20 protein-coding genes are annotated in these 19303 nt (G+C 72.2%); 7 read left to right on the forward strand and 13 right to left on the reverse strand.

Features of this window, described 5'->3' with window-relative positions; translation table 11 throughout:
* Positions 1–5: 5 nt before the first annotated feature.
* The 3 genes from G7Z13_RS08065 to G7Z13_RS08075 all read right to left on the reverse strand — a co-directional run bounded on the left by G7Z13_RS08065 (position 6) and on the right by G7Z13_RS08075 (position 2211).
* On the reverse strand, positions 6–1223 hold the full coding sequence (locus tag G7Z13_RS08065; protein WP_165997366.1) for a WD40 repeat domain-containing protein: 1218 nt from the start codon (positions 1221–1223) through the stop codon (positions 6–8).
* Positions 1220–1786, reverse strand: a complete 567-nt coding sequence (locus G7Z13_RS08070) for a SigE family RNA polymerase sigma factor (RefSeq protein ID WP_166004758.1) — start codon at positions 1784–1786, stop codon at positions 1220–1222. The genes G7Z13_RS08065 and G7Z13_RS08070 overlap by 4 nt, the downstream gene beginning before the upstream one ends.
* Before the next feature lie 185 nt (positions 1787–1971).
* Positions 1972–2211 carry a hypothetical protein gene (locus tag G7Z13_RS08075; RefSeq protein WP_165997368.1) on the reverse strand — a complete coding sequence of 80 codons (240 nt, stop codon included), beginning with the start codon at positions 2209–2211 and terminating at the stop codon, positions 1972–1974.
* A gap of 298 nt (positions 2212–2509) precedes the next feature.
* Here G7Z13_RS08075 and G7Z13_RS08080 point away from each other — a divergent pair, with 298 nt between their 5' ends.
* Together G7Z13_RS08080 and G7Z13_RS08085 are read left to right on the forward strand one after the other, a co-directional pair.
* Positions 2510–2974, forward strand: coding sequence for a hypothetical protein (locus G7Z13_RS08080; protein WP_165997369.1), 465 nt, complete (start codon positions 2510–2512; stop codon positions 2972–2974).
* Positions 2971–4821, forward strand: coding sequence for a caspase family protein (locus G7Z13_RS08085; RefSeq protein ID WP_165997371.1), 1851 nt, complete (start codon positions 2971–2973; stop codon positions 4819–4821). Before G7Z13_RS08080 ends, G7Z13_RS08085 begins: the two co-directional genes overlap by 4 nt.
* Positions 4822–4902: 81 nt before the next feature.
* On the opposite strand, the gene dapD is transcribed toward G7Z13_RS08085, so the two are convergent.
* The 10 genes from dapD to G7Z13_RS08135 form a co-directional block, all read right to left on the reverse strand.
* Positions 4903–5892 carry a 2,3,4,5-tetrahydropyridine-2,6-dicarboxylate N-succinyltransferase gene (gene dapD, locus G7Z13_RS08090; RefSeq protein WP_165997372.1) on the reverse strand — a complete coding sequence of 330 codons (990 nt, stop codon included), beginning with the start codon at positions 5890–5892 and terminating at the stop codon, positions 4903–4905.
* A gap of 89 nt (positions 5893–5981) precedes the next feature.
* Entirely contained in the window at positions 5982–6302 is a 321-nt protein-coding gene (locus tag G7Z13_RS08095; RefSeq protein ID WP_165997374.1) for a multidrug efflux SMR transporter, read from the reverse strand.
* An 89-nt stretch (positions 6303–6391) separates the two neighbouring features.
* Positions 6392–6724, reverse strand: a complete 333-nt coding sequence (locus G7Z13_RS08100; protein WP_073942328.1) for a metal-sulfur cluster assembly factor — start codon at positions 6722–6724, stop codon at positions 6392–6394.
* Positions 6721–7185 (reverse strand): Fe-S cluster assembly sulfur transfer protein SufU, encoded by a 465-nt coding sequence (sufU, locus tag G7Z13_RS08105; RefSeq protein WP_165997375.1) that lies wholly within the window; start codon positions 7183–7185, stop codon positions 6721–6723. The genes G7Z13_RS08100 and sufU overlap by 4 nt, the downstream gene beginning before the upstream one ends.
* A 15-nt stretch (positions 7186–7200) precedes the next feature.
* Positions 7201–8457: a cysteine desulfurase gene (locus tag G7Z13_RS08110; RefSeq protein ID WP_165997377.1), complete on the reverse strand. Its 1257-nt coding sequence runs from the start codon at positions 8455–8457 to the stop codon at positions 7201–7203.
* On the reverse strand, positions 8454–9218 hold the full coding sequence (gene sufC, locus G7Z13_RS08115; protein ID WP_165997378.1) for a Fe-S cluster assembly ATPase SufC: 765 nt from the start codon (positions 9216–9218) through the stop codon (positions 8454–8456). The genes G7Z13_RS08110 and sufC overlap by 4 nt, the downstream gene beginning before the upstream one ends.
* 7 nt (positions 9219–9225) lie before the next feature.
* Entirely contained in the window at positions 9226–9543 is a 318-nt protein-coding gene (locus G7Z13_RS08120; RefSeq protein WP_004002164.1) for a non-heme iron oxygenase ferredoxin subunit, read from the reverse strand.
* Positions 9540–10724: a Fe-S cluster assembly protein SufD gene (gene sufD, locus G7Z13_RS08125; RefSeq protein ID WP_165997380.1), complete on the reverse strand. Its 1185-nt coding sequence runs from the start codon at positions 10722–10724 to the stop codon at positions 9540–9542. The genes G7Z13_RS08120 and sufD overlap by 4 nt, the downstream gene beginning before the upstream one ends.
* Before the next feature lie 61 nt (positions 10725–10785).
* The gene (sufB, locus tag G7Z13_RS08130; RefSeq protein ID WP_165997381.1) at positions 10786–12207 is read right to left on the reverse strand and encodes a Fe-S cluster assembly protein SufB; all 1422 of its coding nucleotides are present in this window, start codon (positions 12205–12207) and stop codon (positions 10786–10788) included.
* A complete protein-coding gene (locus G7Z13_RS08135) occupies positions 12204–12947 on the reverse strand; it encodes a metalloregulator ArsR/SmtB family transcription factor (RefSeq protein WP_165997383.1) in 744 nt (247 codons plus the stop codon). Before G7Z13_RS08135 ends, sufB begins: the two co-directional genes overlap by 4 nt.
* A gap of 185 nt (positions 12948–13132) precedes the next feature.
* Between G7Z13_RS08135 and G7Z13_RS08140 the strand changes: the two genes are divergently transcribed.
* The 5 genes from G7Z13_RS08140 (at position 13133) to fxsT (ending at position 19301) form a co-directional block, all read left to right on the forward strand.
* Positions 13133–13945 (forward strand): AAC(3) family N-acetyltransferase, encoded by an 813-nt coding sequence (locus tag G7Z13_RS08140; protein ID WP_165997385.1) that lies wholly within the window; start codon positions 13133–13135, stop codon positions 13943–13945.
* Between the two features lie 31 nt (positions 13946–13976).
* Positions 13977–14900, forward strand: a complete 924-nt coding sequence (locus G7Z13_RS08145) for an ABC transporter ATP-binding protein (protein WP_165997386.1) — start codon at positions 13977–13979, stop codon at positions 14898–14900.
* Between the two features lie 145 nt (positions 14901–15045).
* Positions 15046–15762 (forward strand): ABC transporter permease, encoded by a 717-nt coding sequence (locus tag G7Z13_RS08150; protein WP_240926472.1) that lies wholly within the window; start codon positions 15046–15048, stop codon positions 15760–15762.
* A gap of 52 nt (positions 15763–15814) precedes the next feature.
* Entirely contained in the window at positions 15815–16366 is a 552-nt protein-coding gene (locus G7Z13_RS08155) for a hypothetical protein (protein ID WP_165997390.1), read from the forward strand.
* A gap of 52 nt (positions 16367–16418) precedes the next feature.
* Positions 16419–19301: an FxSxx-COOH system tetratricopeptide repeat protein gene (fxsT, locus tag G7Z13_RS08160; protein WP_165997392.1), complete on the forward strand. Its 2883-nt coding sequence runs from the start codon at positions 16419–16421 to the stop codon at positions 19299–19301.
* The last annotated feature ends 2 nt before the right edge of the window (positions 19302–19303 follow it).

Consider the following 19303-nt stretch of genomic DNA (forward strand, 5'->3'; position numbering starts at 1 on the left):
GGGCGTCAGCGCCGGGCGAAGACCGGCTCCCACTCCGTGCGGGAGAGGGTCTGGTTGGGCTCGCGCACCCCGGTGAGCGGGACGACCTTCTCGCTGCCGACCGTGACCAGGACCATCCGGGGCCGGTAGCTGTCCGTGCCGGAGCCGGGCAGCCGCTCCCAGGTGATCAGCCGCCGCTCGTCGGCCCAGACCATCGCCCCGCTGCCGCGCACCTCGGCGACGCGCTTCCCGCTGCGCGGATCGAGCAGGTCGGTGTACGCCTTGTCCCCGGCCTCGCGGCCGAGTCCGCCCGCGGCGAGCGTGCCGTCGGGCGAGAGCCCCGCGGGCGCGTCGTGCACGAGGTGCCGTTCCGGGGCGGGCGCGGGGATCTCCTCGCCGGTCGGAGCGTGGTACTGCCGCTCGGAGTCGCTCCCGACCACCCGCGACCACACCGTCGTACCGTCGGCGCCGAAGGCGAAGTCCTCCCGGTGGTTGATGTCGTCGCGGGGCTCGACCGGGCTCCAGGTGCTCTCGCCGGAGGACAGCTCCACGAGGTGGAACCCGAGCCGGTTCGGCTCGCCGAACCGCACCGTCCAGTCCTCGCCGTGCTCCGTCTCGATGGGTTCCCGCAGATCGGGGTGCTCGGCGTACGCCGTGGCGACCAGCCGCTTCCCGTCCGGCGAGAAGGCGAGCCCGCCCACCCCGTGCTCGACCGGGATCCAGCGCTCCACCTCGCCGGACGCGAGGTCGAGCAGCCCGATCCGCCGCGCCGGCAGCTCCCGCTCCAGCACGGCCGCGGTCCGCAGTCCCGGCGCGACGGCCACGAAGGACCACCGGTCGTCCTCCTCGTACCGCCCGCTGCGGGGGTCGAGCAGGTGATACGTCCGCTCGGCCACGCCGGCCGACTCCGACCGCGCCACGACCTCGCTCGTGTAGTACGCGGCGAGCGCCACGTCCCCCGCGGCGACCAGGTCCCGCGGCGGCGACTGATCCGGATGAGCGTGCACGTCCCGCTGCTCCACCACCCCGGCGGGCCGCACCTCCCTCTCACCCGAGCCGACGACCGGCACCGTCACCGAGACACCGACGACGACGGCCGCGGTGGCCACGGCCACGGACACGGCCCCGCGGACCCGGCGACGGCGCCGCGCGGCCAGTACCCGGTCGGCGAACCCCGGCCCCACCGGCGGCTGCCCCTCGGCCTGCTCCCGCAGCGCGTTCCGCACGACTTCCTCGACGTTCACGGTCGTACCTCCACGGTCTCGACGGGCCCGAAGTCACGGGAGGGCCGCTGCACGGTCTCCTGGCCGAGCGTGGCCAGTTCGGGGGCGAGGGCGCGCAGCCGGGCGAGCGCGCGGTGCGTGGTGGACCGTACGGTCCCCACCGAGCAGCCCAGGATGCGGGCCACCTCCCCCTCGGGCAGGTCCTCGTAGTACCGCAGCACGAGCACGGTCCGCTGCCGGGCGGTCAGCCGGACCAGCGCGTCCCGCAGCACCAGCCGCAGCTCGGCGGCGGCCGCGGTGTCACCGGCTCCGGCTCCCGGATCGGGCGGCGCGGCGACACTCACCTCCCGCCGGGGCCACTTCAGCCGCCACCGGCTGACCTGCTGCCGGTACAGCACCTGCCGGACGTACGCCTCCGGCTCCTCGATCCGCCCCCACCGCCCCGCCGCCTTGATCAGCGCGTTCTGCAGCAGGTCCTCGGCGGCGTGCCGGTCACCACCGCTGAGCAGCACCGCCGTCCTCAGCAGCGCGGACGACCGGTTGGCCACGAATTCCCGGAAGTCCTCCAGCCCCTCGGCATCCATCGTCACCTTCTCTTCCCCGGGCCGGACCCGTTGCCCGCCCCCTGCACCCCCTGTGACGCTCCCGGAACCGCCCCACTATGCCGCCTGCTGTCAAAAACTCCTACGCCGACGAAAAACGACCGGGGCCGCACCGCACGGACACCACCTGCGGTACGGCCCCGGCCGAAGCCCCGGGAGCGAACTCCTCACTCCCCGGCGGGCTCCATGGCATGCCCGCCCCCCAACTGCAGGAAGTGCTGCAGCACGTCCTCCAGCGGATCGTCCACCTGCCCGACGTTGACGAGCCCGATCCGCGGCCCGTTGTGCGAGCCGGTGTTGGTCTCGTCGGCCTGAGCGACCCCGTCGGCCGCCCCCCACCACACCGTCGCCACGACACCCACCCCGGCCAGCCGCCGCGCCACACCTCTGGTCCGCACGTTCCTCATCACCAGGCCCTCGCCTCCCCATCAGATGACCACCGCGAACGGCCCACACCGCCCGCCCGATGGCCTGCTTCACCCAGTTCATCTGCCGAAACGGCCCGGAGGACACGGCAGGTAATCCGTTCAAGTGATCGTCGCGAGGACGGGAAGGCCGTCGGTGCACTGGACGGGTTTCCGTTCCGAGCAGTGAAGAGCGTGCCGCGGTCCGGCTGATGACGACTGCACGGGGGGGGCGCCACCGCCGGAGGAGAGTCGTGCCGCCGCGTTTGCCCGCACAGGGAAAGTGGGCGGAGACTGGGAGGTGAGAGAGCAGACGTGGAGCCGCGCATCGTCCGCTCTGCGCCGCCCCTGCACGACCGAGGGGGCTGAGCCGGTGAGTGACCAGTTGCTGATCCTCCTCTCCGAGGAGGGAGCGGAAGCCGAACGTGTGGCGGAGCTGACCGGCTACCTCCGCGAAGAGCTGCTCGACCTCGACGTGGACGACGTCACGCCGGTCCCCGCCGGGGAGGTCCCGCTTGGAGCACGAGCCGTGGATGTCACTCAGGTCGGGTCTTTGCTGGTCGCTCTCGGCGGCTCCGCGACCGCCCTGCATCAGGTGATCACCGTGCTCCGGTCATGGCTGAGCCGGTCCCGCGACACCCGCCCGTCGCTGCGCCTGCAGATGGACGACGATGTCATCGAGGTGTCCAAGGCGACCGACACACAGGTCGCGGAGGCGTTCACGCTCTTCGTCCAACGCCATTCGACGGCTGGTGACCTGCCATGACGGACGCCAGGCACGCGCTGATCATCGCCAACGACCAGTACGCCGATCACGGTCTGCGGAAGCTCAAGGCGCCGGCGCAGGACGCCACGGCCCTCGCGGACGTGCTCCACGACCCGCAGATCGGCGACTTCGATGTGCAGGTCGTCCGCAACGCGTCGGCCGACACCATGCGCAGACGCATTCAGAGCTTCTTCAACGACCGCCGCCGCGACGACACCCTGGTGCTGCACTTCTCCTGCCACGGCCTCAAGAGCGAGTCCGGGGATCTGTACTTCGCCGCCTGCGACACCGAGCCCCAGCTGTTGGACGCCACGGCGGTCCCCGCCCAGTTCGTCCGCGGGTGCATGTCCCGCACCCGGGCCGGCCGCACCGTCCTGTTCCTCGACTGCTGCTACGGCGGCGCCTTCTCCCGGGGCTCGTCCTCCGTGCGGGCGACGGGAGAGGTCAACGTCCTCGAGTCCTTCCCGAAGGAGAAGCCGGCGGCAGGGCGGGGCTGGGCCGTCATCACGGCGTCCAACTCGATGGAGTACGCCTTCGAGGGCCAGGAGCTCGCCGAGAACTCGGCTCCGCGGCCTTCGGTGTTCACCCGCGCGGTGGTGCAGGGCCTGGAGAGCGGTGAGGCCGACCTCGACTCGGACGGCGAGGTCTCCCTCGACGACCTGTACGACTACGTCTACGAGCACGTCAAGGCGGAGAATCCCCACCAGACGCCGAGCAAGACGGCGGAGCTGCAGGGCGAGCTGTACCTGGCGCACACCCGAGGTGGCCGGATCAAGATCTCCGCCCTCCCCTTGCCGCCTGCCCTGCACGCCGCGCTGAGCAGCGAGAACGTCCTCACCCGCCTGGGTGCCGTGCTGGAACTGCGCAACCGGCTGCGCAACGAGTCCCTGCCGCTCGCGGAGGGAGCCCGGCAGGCCTTGGAGGAGGTCGCGCGCAACGACATCCGGCAGATCGCCGACGAGGCGTGCCGCGCCCTGGACGAGATCCGGCTGGCGCCGTCGGCGGACCGTCTGGACTTCGGGCTGGTGCCGCAGGGGTCGGCCCCCCAGCCGAAGACCGTGACCCTGAGCGGCCCGCCGCTGGCGCGGCACTGCGTGGCCCAGCCCAGCCAGTCATGGCTGCGGGTGGATCCCACCGGCAGCGGCCTGGAGGTTCGCGTCGAGACGGCTGCCGAGGGCCATCTGTCCGGCGACATCAGGCTCAAGGGGGTGGCACACGAGGCGGTGATCCACGTGGAGGCGGTGGTGGGCCCCGCGTACGAGCCCGCACCGTCGGCGTCCTCCGGCTCCCCCTCCTCCCCCGGCCAGGCATCGTCCGGGAACGAACCCGAGCCGCCTCCGCACCAGCGGGAGATGGCGATCATCGGCCCCGGGTTGTCCCCGCACCCGTCACAGCCCCCGCAGTCTCCGCCGCCGCGGCCCACGACGTCACCGGCCGACGAGGGAACCGGTACGCCAGCCAGGTCTCGCTGGGCGGCCCCGGCCCTCGCTGCCGCGGCCCTCGCCCTCGCCGGCACGGCAGTCGTCACGCTCGCCGTCGCCATCCGGGCGGGCGTGGCGGCAGTCGTGGACCGAAGCGGCAAGGGCCTGTTCGGCAACGTCGAGGACAGCGTCCGCGAGCACGCGGCCCTCCCGCCGCTCACGGCATCCCTGATCATCGCCGCCGTGGCGCTGATCGCCGGCGCACTGGCGCGGCACGACCTGAGCGCACGGCACGAGCGCTACTCGAGGCGCGCGGAGAGCTGGGTCCGCGCCCTGACCGCGTTCGCGAAAGGCCTGGCGGTCCCCGCACTGATCCTGGCCGTCCTCACGGGCATCGCCTACCTGGTGGGCAGCCGCTACTGGTGACCGCCCGGCAGCGGCCGGCACGGCGACCGGCGAGGCGGCCGCACCACACGGCCGCCCCCGTTCCGGCTGGGCTGCGCGGGATCAGTTGTGGCTGTGCAGGATCTCGTTCAGGCCGCCCCACTCCGCGTTGTTCGGGCGGGCCTCGACCGTGCCCGTGACCGAGTTGCGGCGGAAGAGGATGTTGGAGGCGCCGGAGAGTTCGCGGGCCTTGACGATCTGGCCGTCGGGGAGGGTGACCCGGGTGCCGGCCGTGAGGTAGAGGCCGGCCTCGACGACGCAGTCGTCGCCGAGGGCGATGCCGATGCCCGCCTCGGCGCCGATGAGGGAGCGCTCGCCGATGGCGACGCGCTCCTTGCCGCCGCCGGACAGGGTGCCCATGGTGGAGGCGCCGCCGCCGATGTCCGAGCCGTCGCCGACCACGACGCCCTGGGAGATGCGGCCCTCGACCATGGAGGTGCCGAGGGTGCCGGCGTTGAAGTTGACGAAGCCCTCGTGCATGACGGTGGTGCCGGAGGCCAGGTGGGCGCCGAGGCGGACGCGGTCGGCGTCGGCGATGCGGACGCCCGCGGGAGCGACGTAGTCCGTCATGCGCGGGAACTTGTCCACGCCGAACACGCTGAGGTGCAGACCGCGCGCGCGGGCGGCCAGGCGGACCGTCTCCAGGGTGTCGACGGCGACCGGGCCGAGCGACGTCCAGGCGACGTTGGCCAGCAGGCCGAAGATGCCGTCGAGGTTCGGCTCGTTCGGCTTGACCAGGCGGTGCGAGAGCAGGTGGAGGCGCAGGTACGCGTCGTGGGTGTCGAGCGGCTTGTCGTCCAGGGACGAGATGACCGTGCGGACCGCCACGATCTCCACGCCGCGCACCTCGTCCTTGCCGAGGGCCGCGACCCCGTGCTCGCCGAGCAGCTCGGCGGTGCGGTCGGCGTCCAGGCGCTCGGTGCCGGCCGGGCCGGGCTCGGCGGCGAGCTCGGGCGCGGGGAACCAGGTGTCGAGAACGGTGCCGTCGGCGGCGATCGTGGCGAGGCCGGCGGCCACGGCGCCGGTGGTGCGGGGAGCAGTCGTGTCGGTCATGAGGGAAACCTAACGCGGCCCCGCCCGGCCGTGCGAACCGGCCCGGCCTCCGTCTCACGTGCCGGGCCGTCCCCCGCGTGGTTCGCCCCTCAGTGCGCCCCGCCCGTGTTCAGCACCACCACCCCGACGATGATCAGCGCGATCCCGGCCGCCTTGGTCACCGTCATGCCCTCCCCGAGGAAGACGACCCCGCTGGTGGCGATCGCCGCGGTTCCCACCCCGGACCAGCTGGCGTACGCCGTCCCGACCGACACCGTCTTCAGCGTCTGGGCCAGCAGCGCGAACGACACCACGTAGCCCAGCAGCGTCAGCAGCGACGGCCCCAGCCTGCTGAAACCGTCGCTGTACTTCATGGCGGTCGTCGCGGCCACCTCGGCGGCGATGGCTCCGGCGAGCAGCAGGTATCCCATGCGGGCGAGCCTGGCCACGGGCGGGCGCAGCACGGTGGCCCCCGGCGAGTACGCCGGGGGCCACCGTGAACAGCCGTATGCGGCGCGCGTCAGACGTTGAACCCCAGCGCCCGCAGCTGCTCGCGCCCGTCGTCCGTGATCTTGTCCGGGCCCCACGGCGGCATCCAGACCCAGTTGATGCGCAGCTCGCTGACGAGGCCGTCCGTGGCGGACTTGGCCTGGTCCTCGATGACGTCGGTCAGCGGGCAGGCCGCCGAGGTCAGGGTCATGTCGACGGTGGCCACGTTCGAGTCGTCGATGTGGATGCCGTAGATCAGGCCGAGGTTGACGACGTCGATGCCCAGTTCGGGGTCGACGACGTCCATCAGGGCCTCGCGGAGTTCCTCCTCCGAGGCCGGCTTCATCTCCACGGTCTCGCTCATGCCGTCTTCCTTTCGGCGTCGGCGCCCAGCGCCTGGGCCGTCGCGTCCTTCCACGCCATCCAGCTGAGGAGGGCGCACTTCACCCGGGCCGGGTACTTGGAGACGCCGGCGAACGCGACCGCGTCCTCCAGCACCTCCTCCATCGCGTCGTCGGGCTCGACCTTCCCCTTGGACTGCATCAGCTCCAGGAAGGTCTCCTGGATCCGCCGCGCCTCGGAGAGGTCCTTGCCGACCAGCAGTTCGTTCAGCACGGAGGCCGAGGCCTGGCTGATCGAGCAGCCCTGGCCCTCGTACGAGACGTCGCTGATGGTGGTGCCGTCGTACTTCACGCGCAGCGTGATCTCGTCACCGCACGTGGGGTTCACGTGGTGCACCTCGGCGTCGCCATCCCGCAAGCCCCGCCCGTGCGGGTTCTTGTAGTGGTCCAGGATGACGTCCTGGTACATGGAGTCCAGTTTCACCTGTCAGCACGCCCCTCAGCCGAAGAAGTTCCGTACGTGCTCCAGGCCGTCCACCAGAGCGTCGATCTCGGCCGGCGTGGAGTACAGATAGAACGACGCTCGCGTGGTCGCGGGAATTCCGTAGCGGAGGCAGACCGGGCGGGCGCAGTGGTGACCGACCCGGACGGCGATGCCCTGCTCGTCGAGGACCTGGCCCACGTCGTGCGGGTGGATGTCGCCGAGCGTGAAGGAGATGGCCGCGCCGCGGTCCTCGGCCGTGGCCGGGCCGATGATCCGCAGGTCGGGGACCTCCGTCAGGCGCTGGACGGCGTACTCCGTCAGCGCGTGCTCATGGGCGAGGATCTTGTCCATCCCGATCGAGTTCAGGTAGTCGATCGCCGCCCCGAGGCCGACCGCCTGCGCGATCGGCGGGGTGCCCGCCTCGAACTTGTGCGGGGCGGGGGCGTACGTCGACGAGTGCATCGACACCGTCTCGATCATCTCGCCGCCGCCGAGGAAGGGGGGAAGGTCCTCCAGCAGCTCCTGGCGGCCCCAGAGGACGCCGATGCCGGTCGGGCCGCACATCTTGTGGCCGGTGAAGGCCACGAAGTCGGCCTGCAGGGCCTGGACGTCCAGCGGCATGTGCGGGGCGGCCTGGGAGGCGTCGACGCAGACCAGCGCGCCGACTTCCTGGGCGCGGCGCACGATCGCCTCGACCGGGTTGAGGGTGCCGAGGATGTTCGACACCAGCACGAAGGAGACGATCTTCGTCTTCTCCGTGATGATCTCGTCGATGTTCGACAGGTCGAGGCGGCCGTCGTCGGTGAGGCCGAACCACTTCAGCTTCGCGCCCGTGCGCTGCGCGAGCAGCTGCCACGGCACGATGTTGGAGTGGTGCTCCATCTCCGTGATGACGATCTCGGTGTCCGCGTCCACCCGGTAGGGCTCGTCGGCCCAGCCGAGCATGTTGGCCACGAGGTTCAGCGACTCCGAGGCGTTCTTGGTGAAGATCACCTCGTTGCGGCTGGGCGCGTTGATGAACGCGGCGACCTTGTCGCGCGCGCCCTCGTACAGCGCCGTGGCCTCCTCGGCCAGCACATGCACGCCGCGGTGCACGTTGGCGTTGTGCTGTTCGTAGTACTCATCGAGGACGTCGATGACCTGGCGCGGGGTCTGGGAGGTCGCCGCGTTGTCCAGGTACACGAGCTTCTTGCCGTCGTGCAGCACCCGGTCGAGGATCGGGAAGTCCTTGCGGATCGCCTCGGTGTCGAGGAGGCCCGGCAGCTGTGTCACGCGGATGCGCCACCCTTCGTGTAAGCCTCGTAGCCCTCGTTCTCCAGCTTGTCGGCGAGCTCGGCGCCGCCGGACTCGACGATGCGGCCGCCGGAGAAGACGTGGACGAAGTCGGGCTTGATGTAGCGCAGGATGCGCGTGTAGTGCGTGATCAGCAGGGTGCCGACCTCGCCGGTCTCGCGGACGCGGTTCACGCCCTCGGAGACGATGCGCAGCGCGTCGACGTCCAGGCCGGAGTCGGTCTCGTCGAGGATCGCGACCTTCGGCCTCAGCAGCTCCAGCTGGAGGATCTCGTGGCGCTTCTTCTCACCGCCGGAGAAGCCCTCGTTGACGTTGCGCTCGGCGAAGGACGGGTCCATGTTGAGGCGCTCCATGGCCTCCTTGACCTCCTTCACCCAGGTGCGCAGCTTGGGGGCCTCGCCGCGGATGGCGGTGGCGGAGGTGCGCAGGAAGTTGGAGACCGAGACGCCGGGGACCTCGACCGGGTACTGCATCGCCAGGAACAGGCCCGCGCGGGCACGCTCGTCGACGGACATCTCCAGGACGTCCTCGCCGTCCAGGGTGACGGTGCCGCCGGTGATCGTGTACTTCGGGTGACCCGCGAGGGAGTACGCGAGCGTCGACTTGCCCGAGCCGTTGGGGCCCATGATGGCGTGCGTCTCGCCCTGCTTCACGGTGAGGTCGACGCCCTTGAGGATTTCCTTCGTGGCGTTGTCGGCCTCGACGGTGACGTGCAGGTCTCGGATTTCAAGCGTTGCCATGGGTGCCTCAGGACTCCTGGGTGAGGGAGACGAGCACGTCGTCCCCTTCGATCTTTACGGGGTATACGGGGACGGGGCGCGTCGCGGGAAGGCCGGACGGCTTGCCGGTGCGGAGGTCGAACGCGGAGCCGTGCAGCCAGCACTCGATCTGGCAGTCCTCCACCTCGCCCTCGGAGAGCGAGACGTTCGCGTGGGAGCAGATGTCGTGGATCGCGAACACCTCCCCCTCGGTACGGACGACCGAGACCGGCGTGCCGTCGAGTTCCACCCGCTTCGGGGTGTCCTCCTCCAGCTCGCTCAGCCCGCAGGCGCGTACGAACGTCATGCGACCGACGCCTCCAGCTCCTCTTCGATCTTCGCGAGCAGACGCTCCTCGATGTCCGCGACGCCGATCTGCTGGACCAGCTCGGCGAAGAAGCCGCGGACGACGAGGCGGCGGGCCTCGTGCTCCGGGATACCGCGGGCCATCAGGTAGAAGAGCTGCTCGTCGTCGAAGCGGCCGGTGGCGGAGGCGTGCCCGGCGCCGACGATCTCGCCGGTCTCGATCTCCAGGTTCGGCACCGAGTCGACGCGCGCGCCGTCCGTGAGGACGAGGTTGCGGTTCATCTCGTAGGTGTCCGTGCCCTCGGCCGCGGCCTCGATCAGGACGTCGCCGATCCACACGGCGTGCGCCTCGTCGCCCTGCAGCGCGCCCTTGTAGACGACGTTGGACTTGCAGTGCGGCACGTTGTGGGTGACCAGCAGGCGGTGCTCCTGGTGCTGGCCGGCGTCGGTGAAGTACAGGCCGAACAGCTCGGCCTCGCCGCCGGGGCCGGCGTACGTCACGCGCGGGTGGAGGCGCACGACGTCGCCGCCGAAGGTGACGACGACCGACTTGAAGGAGGCGTCGCGGCCGATCAGCGCGTTGTGCTGGCCGACGTGGACGGCCTTGTCGTCCCAGTCCTGCACGGAGACGACGGTCAGCTTGGCGCCGTCACCGAGGACGAAGTCGATGTTGGCGGCGAGCACCGCGTCACCGGTGTGGTCGATGACGACGACGGCCTCGGCGAAGGCGCCCAGCTCGATCACCTGGTGGCCGAAGGCGACCCCGCCCTGGCCGTGCACGGCGATGCGGACCGGCTCGGTGAGGACGGTCTCCTTCGGCACGGTCACGACGGAGGCCTTCTCGAAGGCGGAGTAGGCCTGGGCGGCGACGCGGTCCACCGGGATGCCCGCCTTGCCGAGCCGCGCGTCGTCGCGGCCGACGGTCTCGACGGTGACGCCCTCGGGGGCGTCGACGGTGACCTTCACGCCGTCACCGGTGGCGACGGCGGTGCCGTCGTGCAGGCCGCGCAGGCGCTCCAGCGGGGTGAACCGCCACTCCTCCTCCCGGCCGTGCGGGACCGGGAAGTCCGCGACGTCGTAGGAGGGCGGGGCGCTCATGCGGGAGACGACGGTCGACTCCGCGGCGACCGCGATCGAGCCCGCGGTGGTGGAACCCACGGGGATGTTCTGGGCCTCAGCCATGGCTGTCGTAGTGCTCGCTTTCCGTTGCGTAAGGGGCCTGATGGAGGTCGTCGGCCGGTGACTAGCCGACCGCGCCTTCCATCTGCAGCTCGATCAGCCGGTTGAGCTCGAGGGCGTACTCCATGGGCAGCTCCTTGGCGATCGGCTCGACGAAGCCGCGCACGATCATCGCCATCGCCTCGTCCTCGGACAGGCCGCGGCTCATCAGGTAGAAGAGCTGGTCCTCGGAGACCTTGGAGACGGTCGCCTCGTGGCCCATGGACACGTCGTCCTCGCGGACGTCGACGTACGGGTAGGTGTCCGAGCGGGAGATCGTGTCGACCAGCAGCGCGTCGCAGAGCACGTTGGACTTGGAGCCCGGGGCGCCCTCACCGATCTCGATCAGACCGCGGTAGGAGGTCCGGCCACCGCCGCGCGCCACCGACTTGGAGACGATGTTGGACGAGGTGTTCGGGGCCATGTGGACCATCTTGGCGCCGGCGTCCTGGTGCTGGCCCTCGCCGGCGAAGGCGATGGACAGGGTCTCGCCCTTGGCGTGCTCGCCCATCAGGTAGACGGCCGGGTACTTCATCGTCACCTTGGAGCCGATGTTGCCGTCGATCCACTCCATGGTCGCGCCCTCGTACGCCACGGCGCGCTTGGTGACCAGGTTGTAGACGTTGTTCGACCAGTTCTGGATGGTCGTGTAGCGGCAGCGGGCGTTCTTCTTGACGATGATCTCGACGACCGCGGAGTGCAGCGAGTCCGACTTGTAGATCGGGGCGGTGCAGCCCTCGACGTAGTGCACGTAGGCACCCTCGTCGACGATGATCAAGGTCCGCTCGAACTGGCCCATGTTCTCCGTGTTGATGCGGAAGTAGGCCTGCAGCGGGATCTCGACGTGGACGCCCGGCGGGACGTAGATGAAGGAGCCGCCGGACCACACGGCGGTGTTCAGCGCGGCGAACTTGTTGTCGCCGGCCGGGATGACCGTGCCGAAGTACTCCTTGAACAGCTCCGGGTGCTCCTTGAGCGCCGTGTCGGTGTCCAGGAAGATGACGCCCTGCTCCTCCAGGTCCTCGCGGATCTGGTGGTAGACGACCTCCGACTCGTACTGGGCGGCGACACCGGCGACGAGGCGCTGCTTCTCGGCCTCCGGGATGCCCAGCTTGTCGTAGGTGTTCTTGATGTCCTCGGGCAGCTCCTCCCAGGAAGCGGCCTGCTTCTCGGTGGAGCGCACGAAGTACTTGATGTTGTCGAAGTCGATGCCCGACAGGTCCGAGCCCCAGTTCGGCATGGGCTTCTTCTCGAAGAGCTTCAGGCCCTTCAGGCGCAGCTTGGTCATCCACTCCGGCTCGGACTTCTTGCCCGAGATGTCGCGGACGACGTCCTCGTTCAGACCGCGCCGTGCAGCGGCACCGGCCTCGTCGGAGTCGGCCCAGCCGTATTCGTACTTGCCCAGGCCCTCGAGCTCAGGGTGGGCAGTCTCCGTGGGGAGAGTCATGCGGGGTTCCTCCCGGCCGTGCTTGCAGATGCGTTCTGAGTGGTCTTGGAAGTCTTCGGGATAAACGTGGTGCAGACGCCGTCGCCGTGGGCGATCGTGGCCAGCCGCTGTACGTGTGTACCGAGCAGCTCGGCGAAAAATTCCGTCTCGGCTTCGCACAGCTGCGGGAACCGCTCGGCGACGTGGGCGACCGGGCAGTGGTGCTGGCACAGCTGCTCGCCGGTGGGCGCGCTGCGCGCGGTAGCAGCGTACCCGTCCGCGCTCAAGGCCTTGGCCAGGGCTTCGGTCCGCTTCTCGGGGTCCGCCTGCTCGACCGCCGCGCGGTAGGCGGCGGACTGGGCGGCGATCCGGGCGCGGGCGAAGGCGGCGACCGCCTCACCGCCGCCCTCGCGCTCGGCGATCCAGCGCAGGGCGTCCATGGCGAGCTTGTCGTACGACTGGTCGAAGGCGTCCCGGCCGCAGTCGGTGAGCGCGAACACCTTGGCGGGGCGGCCCCGGGTGCGGGCGCCGTACACCCGCCGCTCGCGGGCCTCGACGACACCGTCGGCGACCAGCGCGTCCAGGTGCCGGCGGACGGCGGCCTGGGTGAGGCCGAGCCGGCCGGCGAGTTCGGCGACGGTCGACTGACCGTGGTCCAGGATCGACCGCGCGACCCGGTTGCGCGTCGAGCGCTCCCCGGTCGCGAGTTCCTCCTGCGGGGTCCCCGTGGGGGTCTCCCGAGCCGCGCCGACGTTTTTCACAACGCCATTGTTGCGTAATTCCTCAGAGCGTGACAAGCGGCGTCCGGATCGCCGGACGGTGCCCTACGTCACTTAGGTAGGCCTAAGCTGACCTGCGGAAACGATCTTTGATCGATCAAACCCCAGGCCAGGGGGGTGATCAAATCGGTGGCGGCGCCGGACCCCGTCCGGGACACTCACCCACCATGCCCACACCCCCTCCCACCGGCCCTCTCGTCACCCGCGACAGCCTCCGCGCCGACCTGCTCGGCTGCGGTGTGCGCCCCGGCGAGACCCTGCTCGTGCACTCCTCGCTCAGCTCCCTCGGCTGGGTCAACGGCGGGGCGGTCGCCGTGGTCCAGGCCCTGCTCGACGCGCTCGGCCCGCGAGGCACCCTCGTCGTCCCCACCCAGACCGCGGACCTCTCCGACCCGGCCGTGTGGTCGAACCCGCCCGTTCCCGAGGAGTGGTGGCCGGCGGTCCGGGCCACCATGCCCGCGTACGACCCGCGCCTCACGCCGACCCGGGGCGTCGGCGTGATCCCGGAGACCGTGCGCACCTGGCCCGGCGCCCTGCGCAGCGCGCACCCTCACACCTCCTTCGCGGCGCTCGGACCGCGCGCCGCGGAGATCACCGAGGGGCACGCGCCCGACTGCCGGCTCGGCGAGCGCAGCCCGCTGGCGAAGCTGGAGGCGATCGGCGCCCGCGTCCTGCTGCTCGGCGCGGGCTACGACTCCTGCACCGCCTTCCACCTGGCCGAGTACCGCATACCGGGCCCGCTCGTCGAGGTGGGCCGGCCGGGGCCCGGGGGCTGGGAGACCCTGACCGAGGTGTCGATCTCCTCGGACCGGTTCGACGAGCTGGGCCACGACTTCGAACGGGACCGCCCGGTCCTGCGCGGCACGGCGGGCGCGGCCGAGGTGCGGCTGTTCCCCGTGGCGGACGCGGTGGCCTACGCCGAGCGCTGGCTGCCGCTGCACCGGCCCCATGAGGAGGACTTCTCCCACCCGCCGGTCTGAGCCGCCGCCCGCGTCCCTAGACTCTGGAGACATGCGAAACGAGCCCGTGGTCCAGGTCCAGGCCCTGGTGAAGCGGTACGGCGACAAGACCGCGGTGGACGGCCTCGACCTGGTGGCCCGGGCCGGCGTCACCGCCGTCCTCGGGCCCAACGGGGCGGGCAAGACGACCACGGTCGAGACCTGCGAGGGGTACCGGAAGCCGGACTCCGGCACGGTGCGTGTCCTGGGCCTCGACCCGGTCCGCCAGTCCCGCGAGCTGCGCCCGCGCATCGGCGTGATGCTCCAGTCCGGCGGCGTCTACTCCGGCGCGCGGGCCGACGAGATGCTGCGCCACGTGGCCCGGCTGCACGCCCACCCCCTCGACGTGGACGCCCTCATCGAACGGCTCGGCCTCGGCTCGTGCGGCCGCACGGCGTACCGGCGGCTGTCCGGCGGGCAGCAGCAGCGGCTCGCCCTCGCGATGGCCGTCGTGGGCCGCCCCGAGCTGGTCTTCCTCGACGAACCGACCGCCGGACTCGACCCGCAGGCCCGCCGCGCCACCTGGGACCTGGTCCGCGACCTGCGCGCCGACGGCGTCTCCGTCATCCTCACCACCCACTACATGGACGAGGCCGAACAGCTCGCCGACGACGTCGCGATCATCGACGCGGGCAAGGTCATCGCCCAGGGCTCGCCCGAGGAGCTGTGCCGCGGCGGCGCCGAGAACACCCTGCGCTTCACCGGCCGCCCCGGCCTCGACGTCGGCTCGCTGCTCAAGGCGCTGCCCGCGGACTGCGCGGCCGCCGAGCTGACGCCCGGCTCCTACCGGGTCGTCGGCAAGGTCGATCCGCAACTGCTGGCGACGGTGACCTCCTGGTGCGCGCAGCACGGGGTGATGCCGGACCGGATCTCCGTCGAACGGCACACCCTCGAAGACGTTTTTTTGGAGCTGACCGGCAAGGAGCTGCGCTCGTGAACGGACCCCGCGAGAAGACCGGCCGGGGGTCCGGGGGTTGTCCCCCGGAAAAGCACAGCCTGGAGCTGACCGGCAAGGAGCTGCGCTCGTGACCACGTCCACCGGGACCTACGCCCCGAAGCCCGGCGCCGCGCCGCTCCCCCGCATGATCGCCGCGCAGGCCGCGCTGGAGACGCGGATGCTCCTGCGCAACGGCGAGCAGCTGCTGCTGACGGTGATCATCCCGACCCTGCTGCTCGTCCTGTTCGGCACCGTCGACATCGTCGACACCGGCGAGGGGAAGGCCGTCGACTTCCTCGCCCCCGGCATCCTGGCGCTCGCCGTGATGTCGACCGCGTTCACCGGACAGGCCATCGCCACCGGCTTCGAACGCCGCTACGGCGTGCTGAAGCGGCTGGCGTCCTCGCCGCTGCCGCGCTGGGGCCTGATGACCGCCAAGACGGTGTCCGTGCTGGTCACCGAGGTGCTCCAGGTGCTCCTGGTGACGGCGATCGCGTTCGCGCTGGGCTGGTCGCCGCACGGCAGCCCGCTCGCCGTCCTGCTGCTGCTCGTCCTCGGCACGGCCGCGTTCTCCGGGCTGGGGCTGCTGATGGCGGGCACGCTGAAGGCGGAGGCGACGCTGGCCGCCGCCAACCTGGTGTTCCTGCTGCTGCTCGTCGGCGGCGGGGTGATCGTGCCGCTCGACAAGTTCCCGCCGGCCGCGCAGGACGCCCTCGCGCTGCTGCCCATCTCCGCACTGTCGGACGGGCTGCGCGACGTCCTGCAGCACGGCGCGGGCATGCCCTGGGGGAACCTGGGGATCCTCGCGGTATGGGCGGCCGCGGGCCTGGCGGCGGCAGGGAAGCTGTTCCGCTGGGAGTGAGCCCGGCGCGGCCGCCCGCCGGACGGCACCGGCCCACCGGAGGGGTGAGGGCATGGCAGCGCGGGTGGTCTCCTGGAACGCGTTCCGGCGGCTGTTCGCGCCCGACCGCGACGGCGTCCGGGGCGCGCCCGGCCGTGACGGCGTCCGGGTCGCCCTCGACTGGCCGCGGCTGGCCGCCCTGCACCGGACGGGAGCCGTCCGTGTCGTCCGTGAGGACCATGCCCTGGACCGGCTGCCGCCGCCGTACGCGTACTACGCCCCCTGGTACGCGGACCCGGCCGGCCGCCCCACCGACTACCGGGCGGCCGACGCCCGCCCGCTGAACAGCGCCGACCTCGCCCGCACCGGTCAGGGTCTCACCGAGGAACAGCGCCACCGGGTCGGCCACTTCGAGCGCGCCCTCGCCGAGGCCCCGCTGCGGCTGTGCCTGCCCACGCTGGACCTCGGCGAGGGCCGGCGTCTGGTACTCGACGGCAACCACCGCCTCGTCGCGCTGCTGCGCCTGGTCGCGACCGGGCCGGGCGCCGCCGTCCACGAGTTCCGGGTGTCGGCGCCCCTCGATCCGAAACTGCTGCCGGACCTTCACCACTGGGTGGCAGACTGACCGGATCCGAGACAATTCCCGGGTGCCGCAGGGACGTTGAGGGGAGCGCGTCATGGGGGAGACGGGCCCGGCCGAAGGGGCCGCGCGCAGCCGGCTGTGGCGACGGGGGTGGCCCTGGCTGATCGGCGTGCCCGCCGCGCTGGGCAGCTACGCGACCGCGCTCGCCACGCTCCCCGGTGACGAGTGGTGGCGCTACCCCGCGGCCGCCGCATCCGCCGTCGCGGCCGCCGGTGCCGTCGTCCTCACCGTGCCACGGGACGCCGGGCATCCGGCCCCGCAGCCGTCACCGCCGGCCGTCCCGCCGCGCCCCCGGGTGGCGGTGCGCGCCGTCTCCGGCGACGCCACGTGGGCGGCCTGGCTGACGGACGTCCTGGAGCTCTCGGGTCGCCAGGCGGTCTGGGAGCCGTGGGAGGAGCGGCCGTCGGGGCCGCGCGAGACCGCGCTGACCGTGGTGCTGGTCTCCGCCGCGACCGCCGCCTGGCCGGCGCCGCCCGTCCCCGCCGGCCCGCACCTGTACCTGTGCGTCGAGGAGTGCGCCGTCCCGGCCGGCGCGATGGAGGAGACCCTGCTGAGCCTGGCCGGACTGCCCCGGGAGGCCGCCGCGGGCCGGCTCCTGGACCGGCTCGACGCGCTCGCCCCCGTCAGTCCTCCCGTCGGCGGGCCCGCCGACGGCCCGCGGCTTCCGCCCTGCCCCGGGCTCGACGCGGCCGTGACCAACCTTCCGCCGCGCAATGTCCTGTTCACCGACCGCTCCGACGTCCTGGACCGGGTCGGCGCCCTCTTCCTCGGACCGCATCCGGTCACCGCGGCCCGCTCGTGCGCGGTGGTGGGCGTCGGCGGGGTCGGCAAGTCCCAGGTCGCCGTCGAGTACGGCCACCGCTTCGCGTCGCACTACGACACCATCTGGTGGGTCCGGGCCGAGTCACGGGTGCAGATCCTCGACGCGCTCACCCTGCTCGCACGGCGCCTCGACGTGCCCGTGGACGACGATCCGGCCGTCACGCTCGGCGCCCTGTGGCGGGCACTCGGTGCCCGGCGGCGCTGGCTGCTGGTCTTCGACAACGCCGTGGACGCGGCCGACCTGGACGCCTGCTGGCCGCCGCTCACCAACGGGGACGTACTGATCACCTCGTACGTGCGCACCTGGCCCGGCGGCCGGATCACGGACATCGTCGCGCTGGACGTGTTCGACGAGGCGGACGCCGTCGCCTTCCTGCGCAGACGCAGCAACGACCACCGCACCTCCGCGGCCACCGCCGGCACCGTGGCCCGCGCGCTCGGCCGCCTGCCCCTCGTGCTGGAGCAGGCCGCCGCCTACACCCAGGAGACCGGCACCACCCTCGCCGAGTTCGAGCGGGTCCTGCAGCGGCAGCCCTCGTCGGCGCCCCTGCTGTCGCAGGAGTCCTGGTACCGGCCGGAGATGACCGCGACCTGGACCATGGCGCTGGAGCGGGCCTGCGAGCAGCAGCCGCACGCCCGCTCGCTCGCCCTGCTGCTCGCCTTCCTGGCCGCCGACCGCGTCCCCCGCGCGCTGCTCACCGACCACGCCCACGCCCTGCCACCGCCGCTGCGCGACCGGCTGAGCGGCGATCTCGCGGTCAACGCCCTGCTGCGCCCCCTGCTGTCCTTCTCCCTGATCCGTGCCGACGACCACGGCGACCTCGGGGTCTCCCGGCAGATCCAGGACCATCTGCGCTCCACCCTGGACGCTGCCGGGCACCGGTGGCATGCCGATGCCGCCGTCCTGCTGGTGGAATCCGCGTTCCCCGCGGACCCGGCCGACCCGCACCGCCGGCCGGAGTGTGCCCGGCTCCTGCCGCACGTGCTGTCGGTGGTCCGGCACGGCGGCGCGAGCGGCACTGGCGAACCGGCCGCGCTGGGCCGCCTGCTGCACCGCGCGGGCACCTACCTGCACGTCCGCGGCGACTACGGCCACGCTCTGGAACTGCTCGGGCGGTCCGTGGACGTCCAGGAGGCCGACGCGGACGGCGACCCGACCCACCTCGCCGGCACGGTGGCGGCCCTGGGCCGCACCCACTACGCGCTGGCCGCCCTCGACGACGCCCACCGCTGCGCCGACCGGGCCGTACGGCTGCTCACCGGCCACTTCGGCCCCGACCACCCACGGGTGGCCCGCCAGCTGCTGTGGCTGAGCCGGATCGAACGCGAGCAGGGGCTCTTCGCGCAGGCCCTGGACACCGCCCGGCGGGCCCTGGAAGTGACCACGCGCGCCCGCGGTGAGGACCACCCGGACACCGCCGCCTGTCTGATGGTGCTGGGCGACGCCCAGTGGCGCCGCGGCGACCTGGACGCGGCCCGGGACTGCTACCGGCGCGCCCTGGCGGTACGCGAGGCCACCCCGGGCACCCGTCCCGTCGACCTGGCCACCGCGCACAAGCACCTCGCCCTCATCGCCCTCGACCGGGGGGAGCCGCGCCGGGCCCACGACGACCTGGTGCGCGCCCGCGCCCTGCTCACCGCCGCGCACGACGAGGACCACCCGGCCGTCGCCGATGTCGACAACCACCTCGGTGAGGCGCTGCGCCGCCTCGGCCGTACGGAGGAGGCGCACACCGCGCTGCGGCACGCCCTCGCGGTCCGCGGCCCGCTCGGTGACCACCCCGACGTCGTCGGGACGCTGATCCGGCTGGGCCGGCTGCACCGCGACACGGGCGCGCTGGAGGAGTCGTACGCGTGTCTGACCGAGGCCCGCAGGATGGCCGCGGCCGCGATGGGCGCCGAGCATCCCTACGTGGCCGACGCCGAGTGCGACCTGGCCGCGACACTGGCCGCCCGGGGCGAACGGGAGCGGGCCACGGCCGTACTCGGCGACGCCGTACGGCGCTATGAGCGGGCGTACGGCCCCGGCCACCCGGTCACCGCCGACGCGCGGGCCCGGCTCGCCGCGCTCGGCGGTCCTCCGGCGGAGGCCTGACC

This window comes from Streptomyces sp. JB150 (assembly GCF_011193355.1).
Taxonomy (GTDB): domain Bacteria; phylum Actinomycetota; class Actinomycetes; order Streptomycetales; family Streptomycetaceae; genus Streptomyces.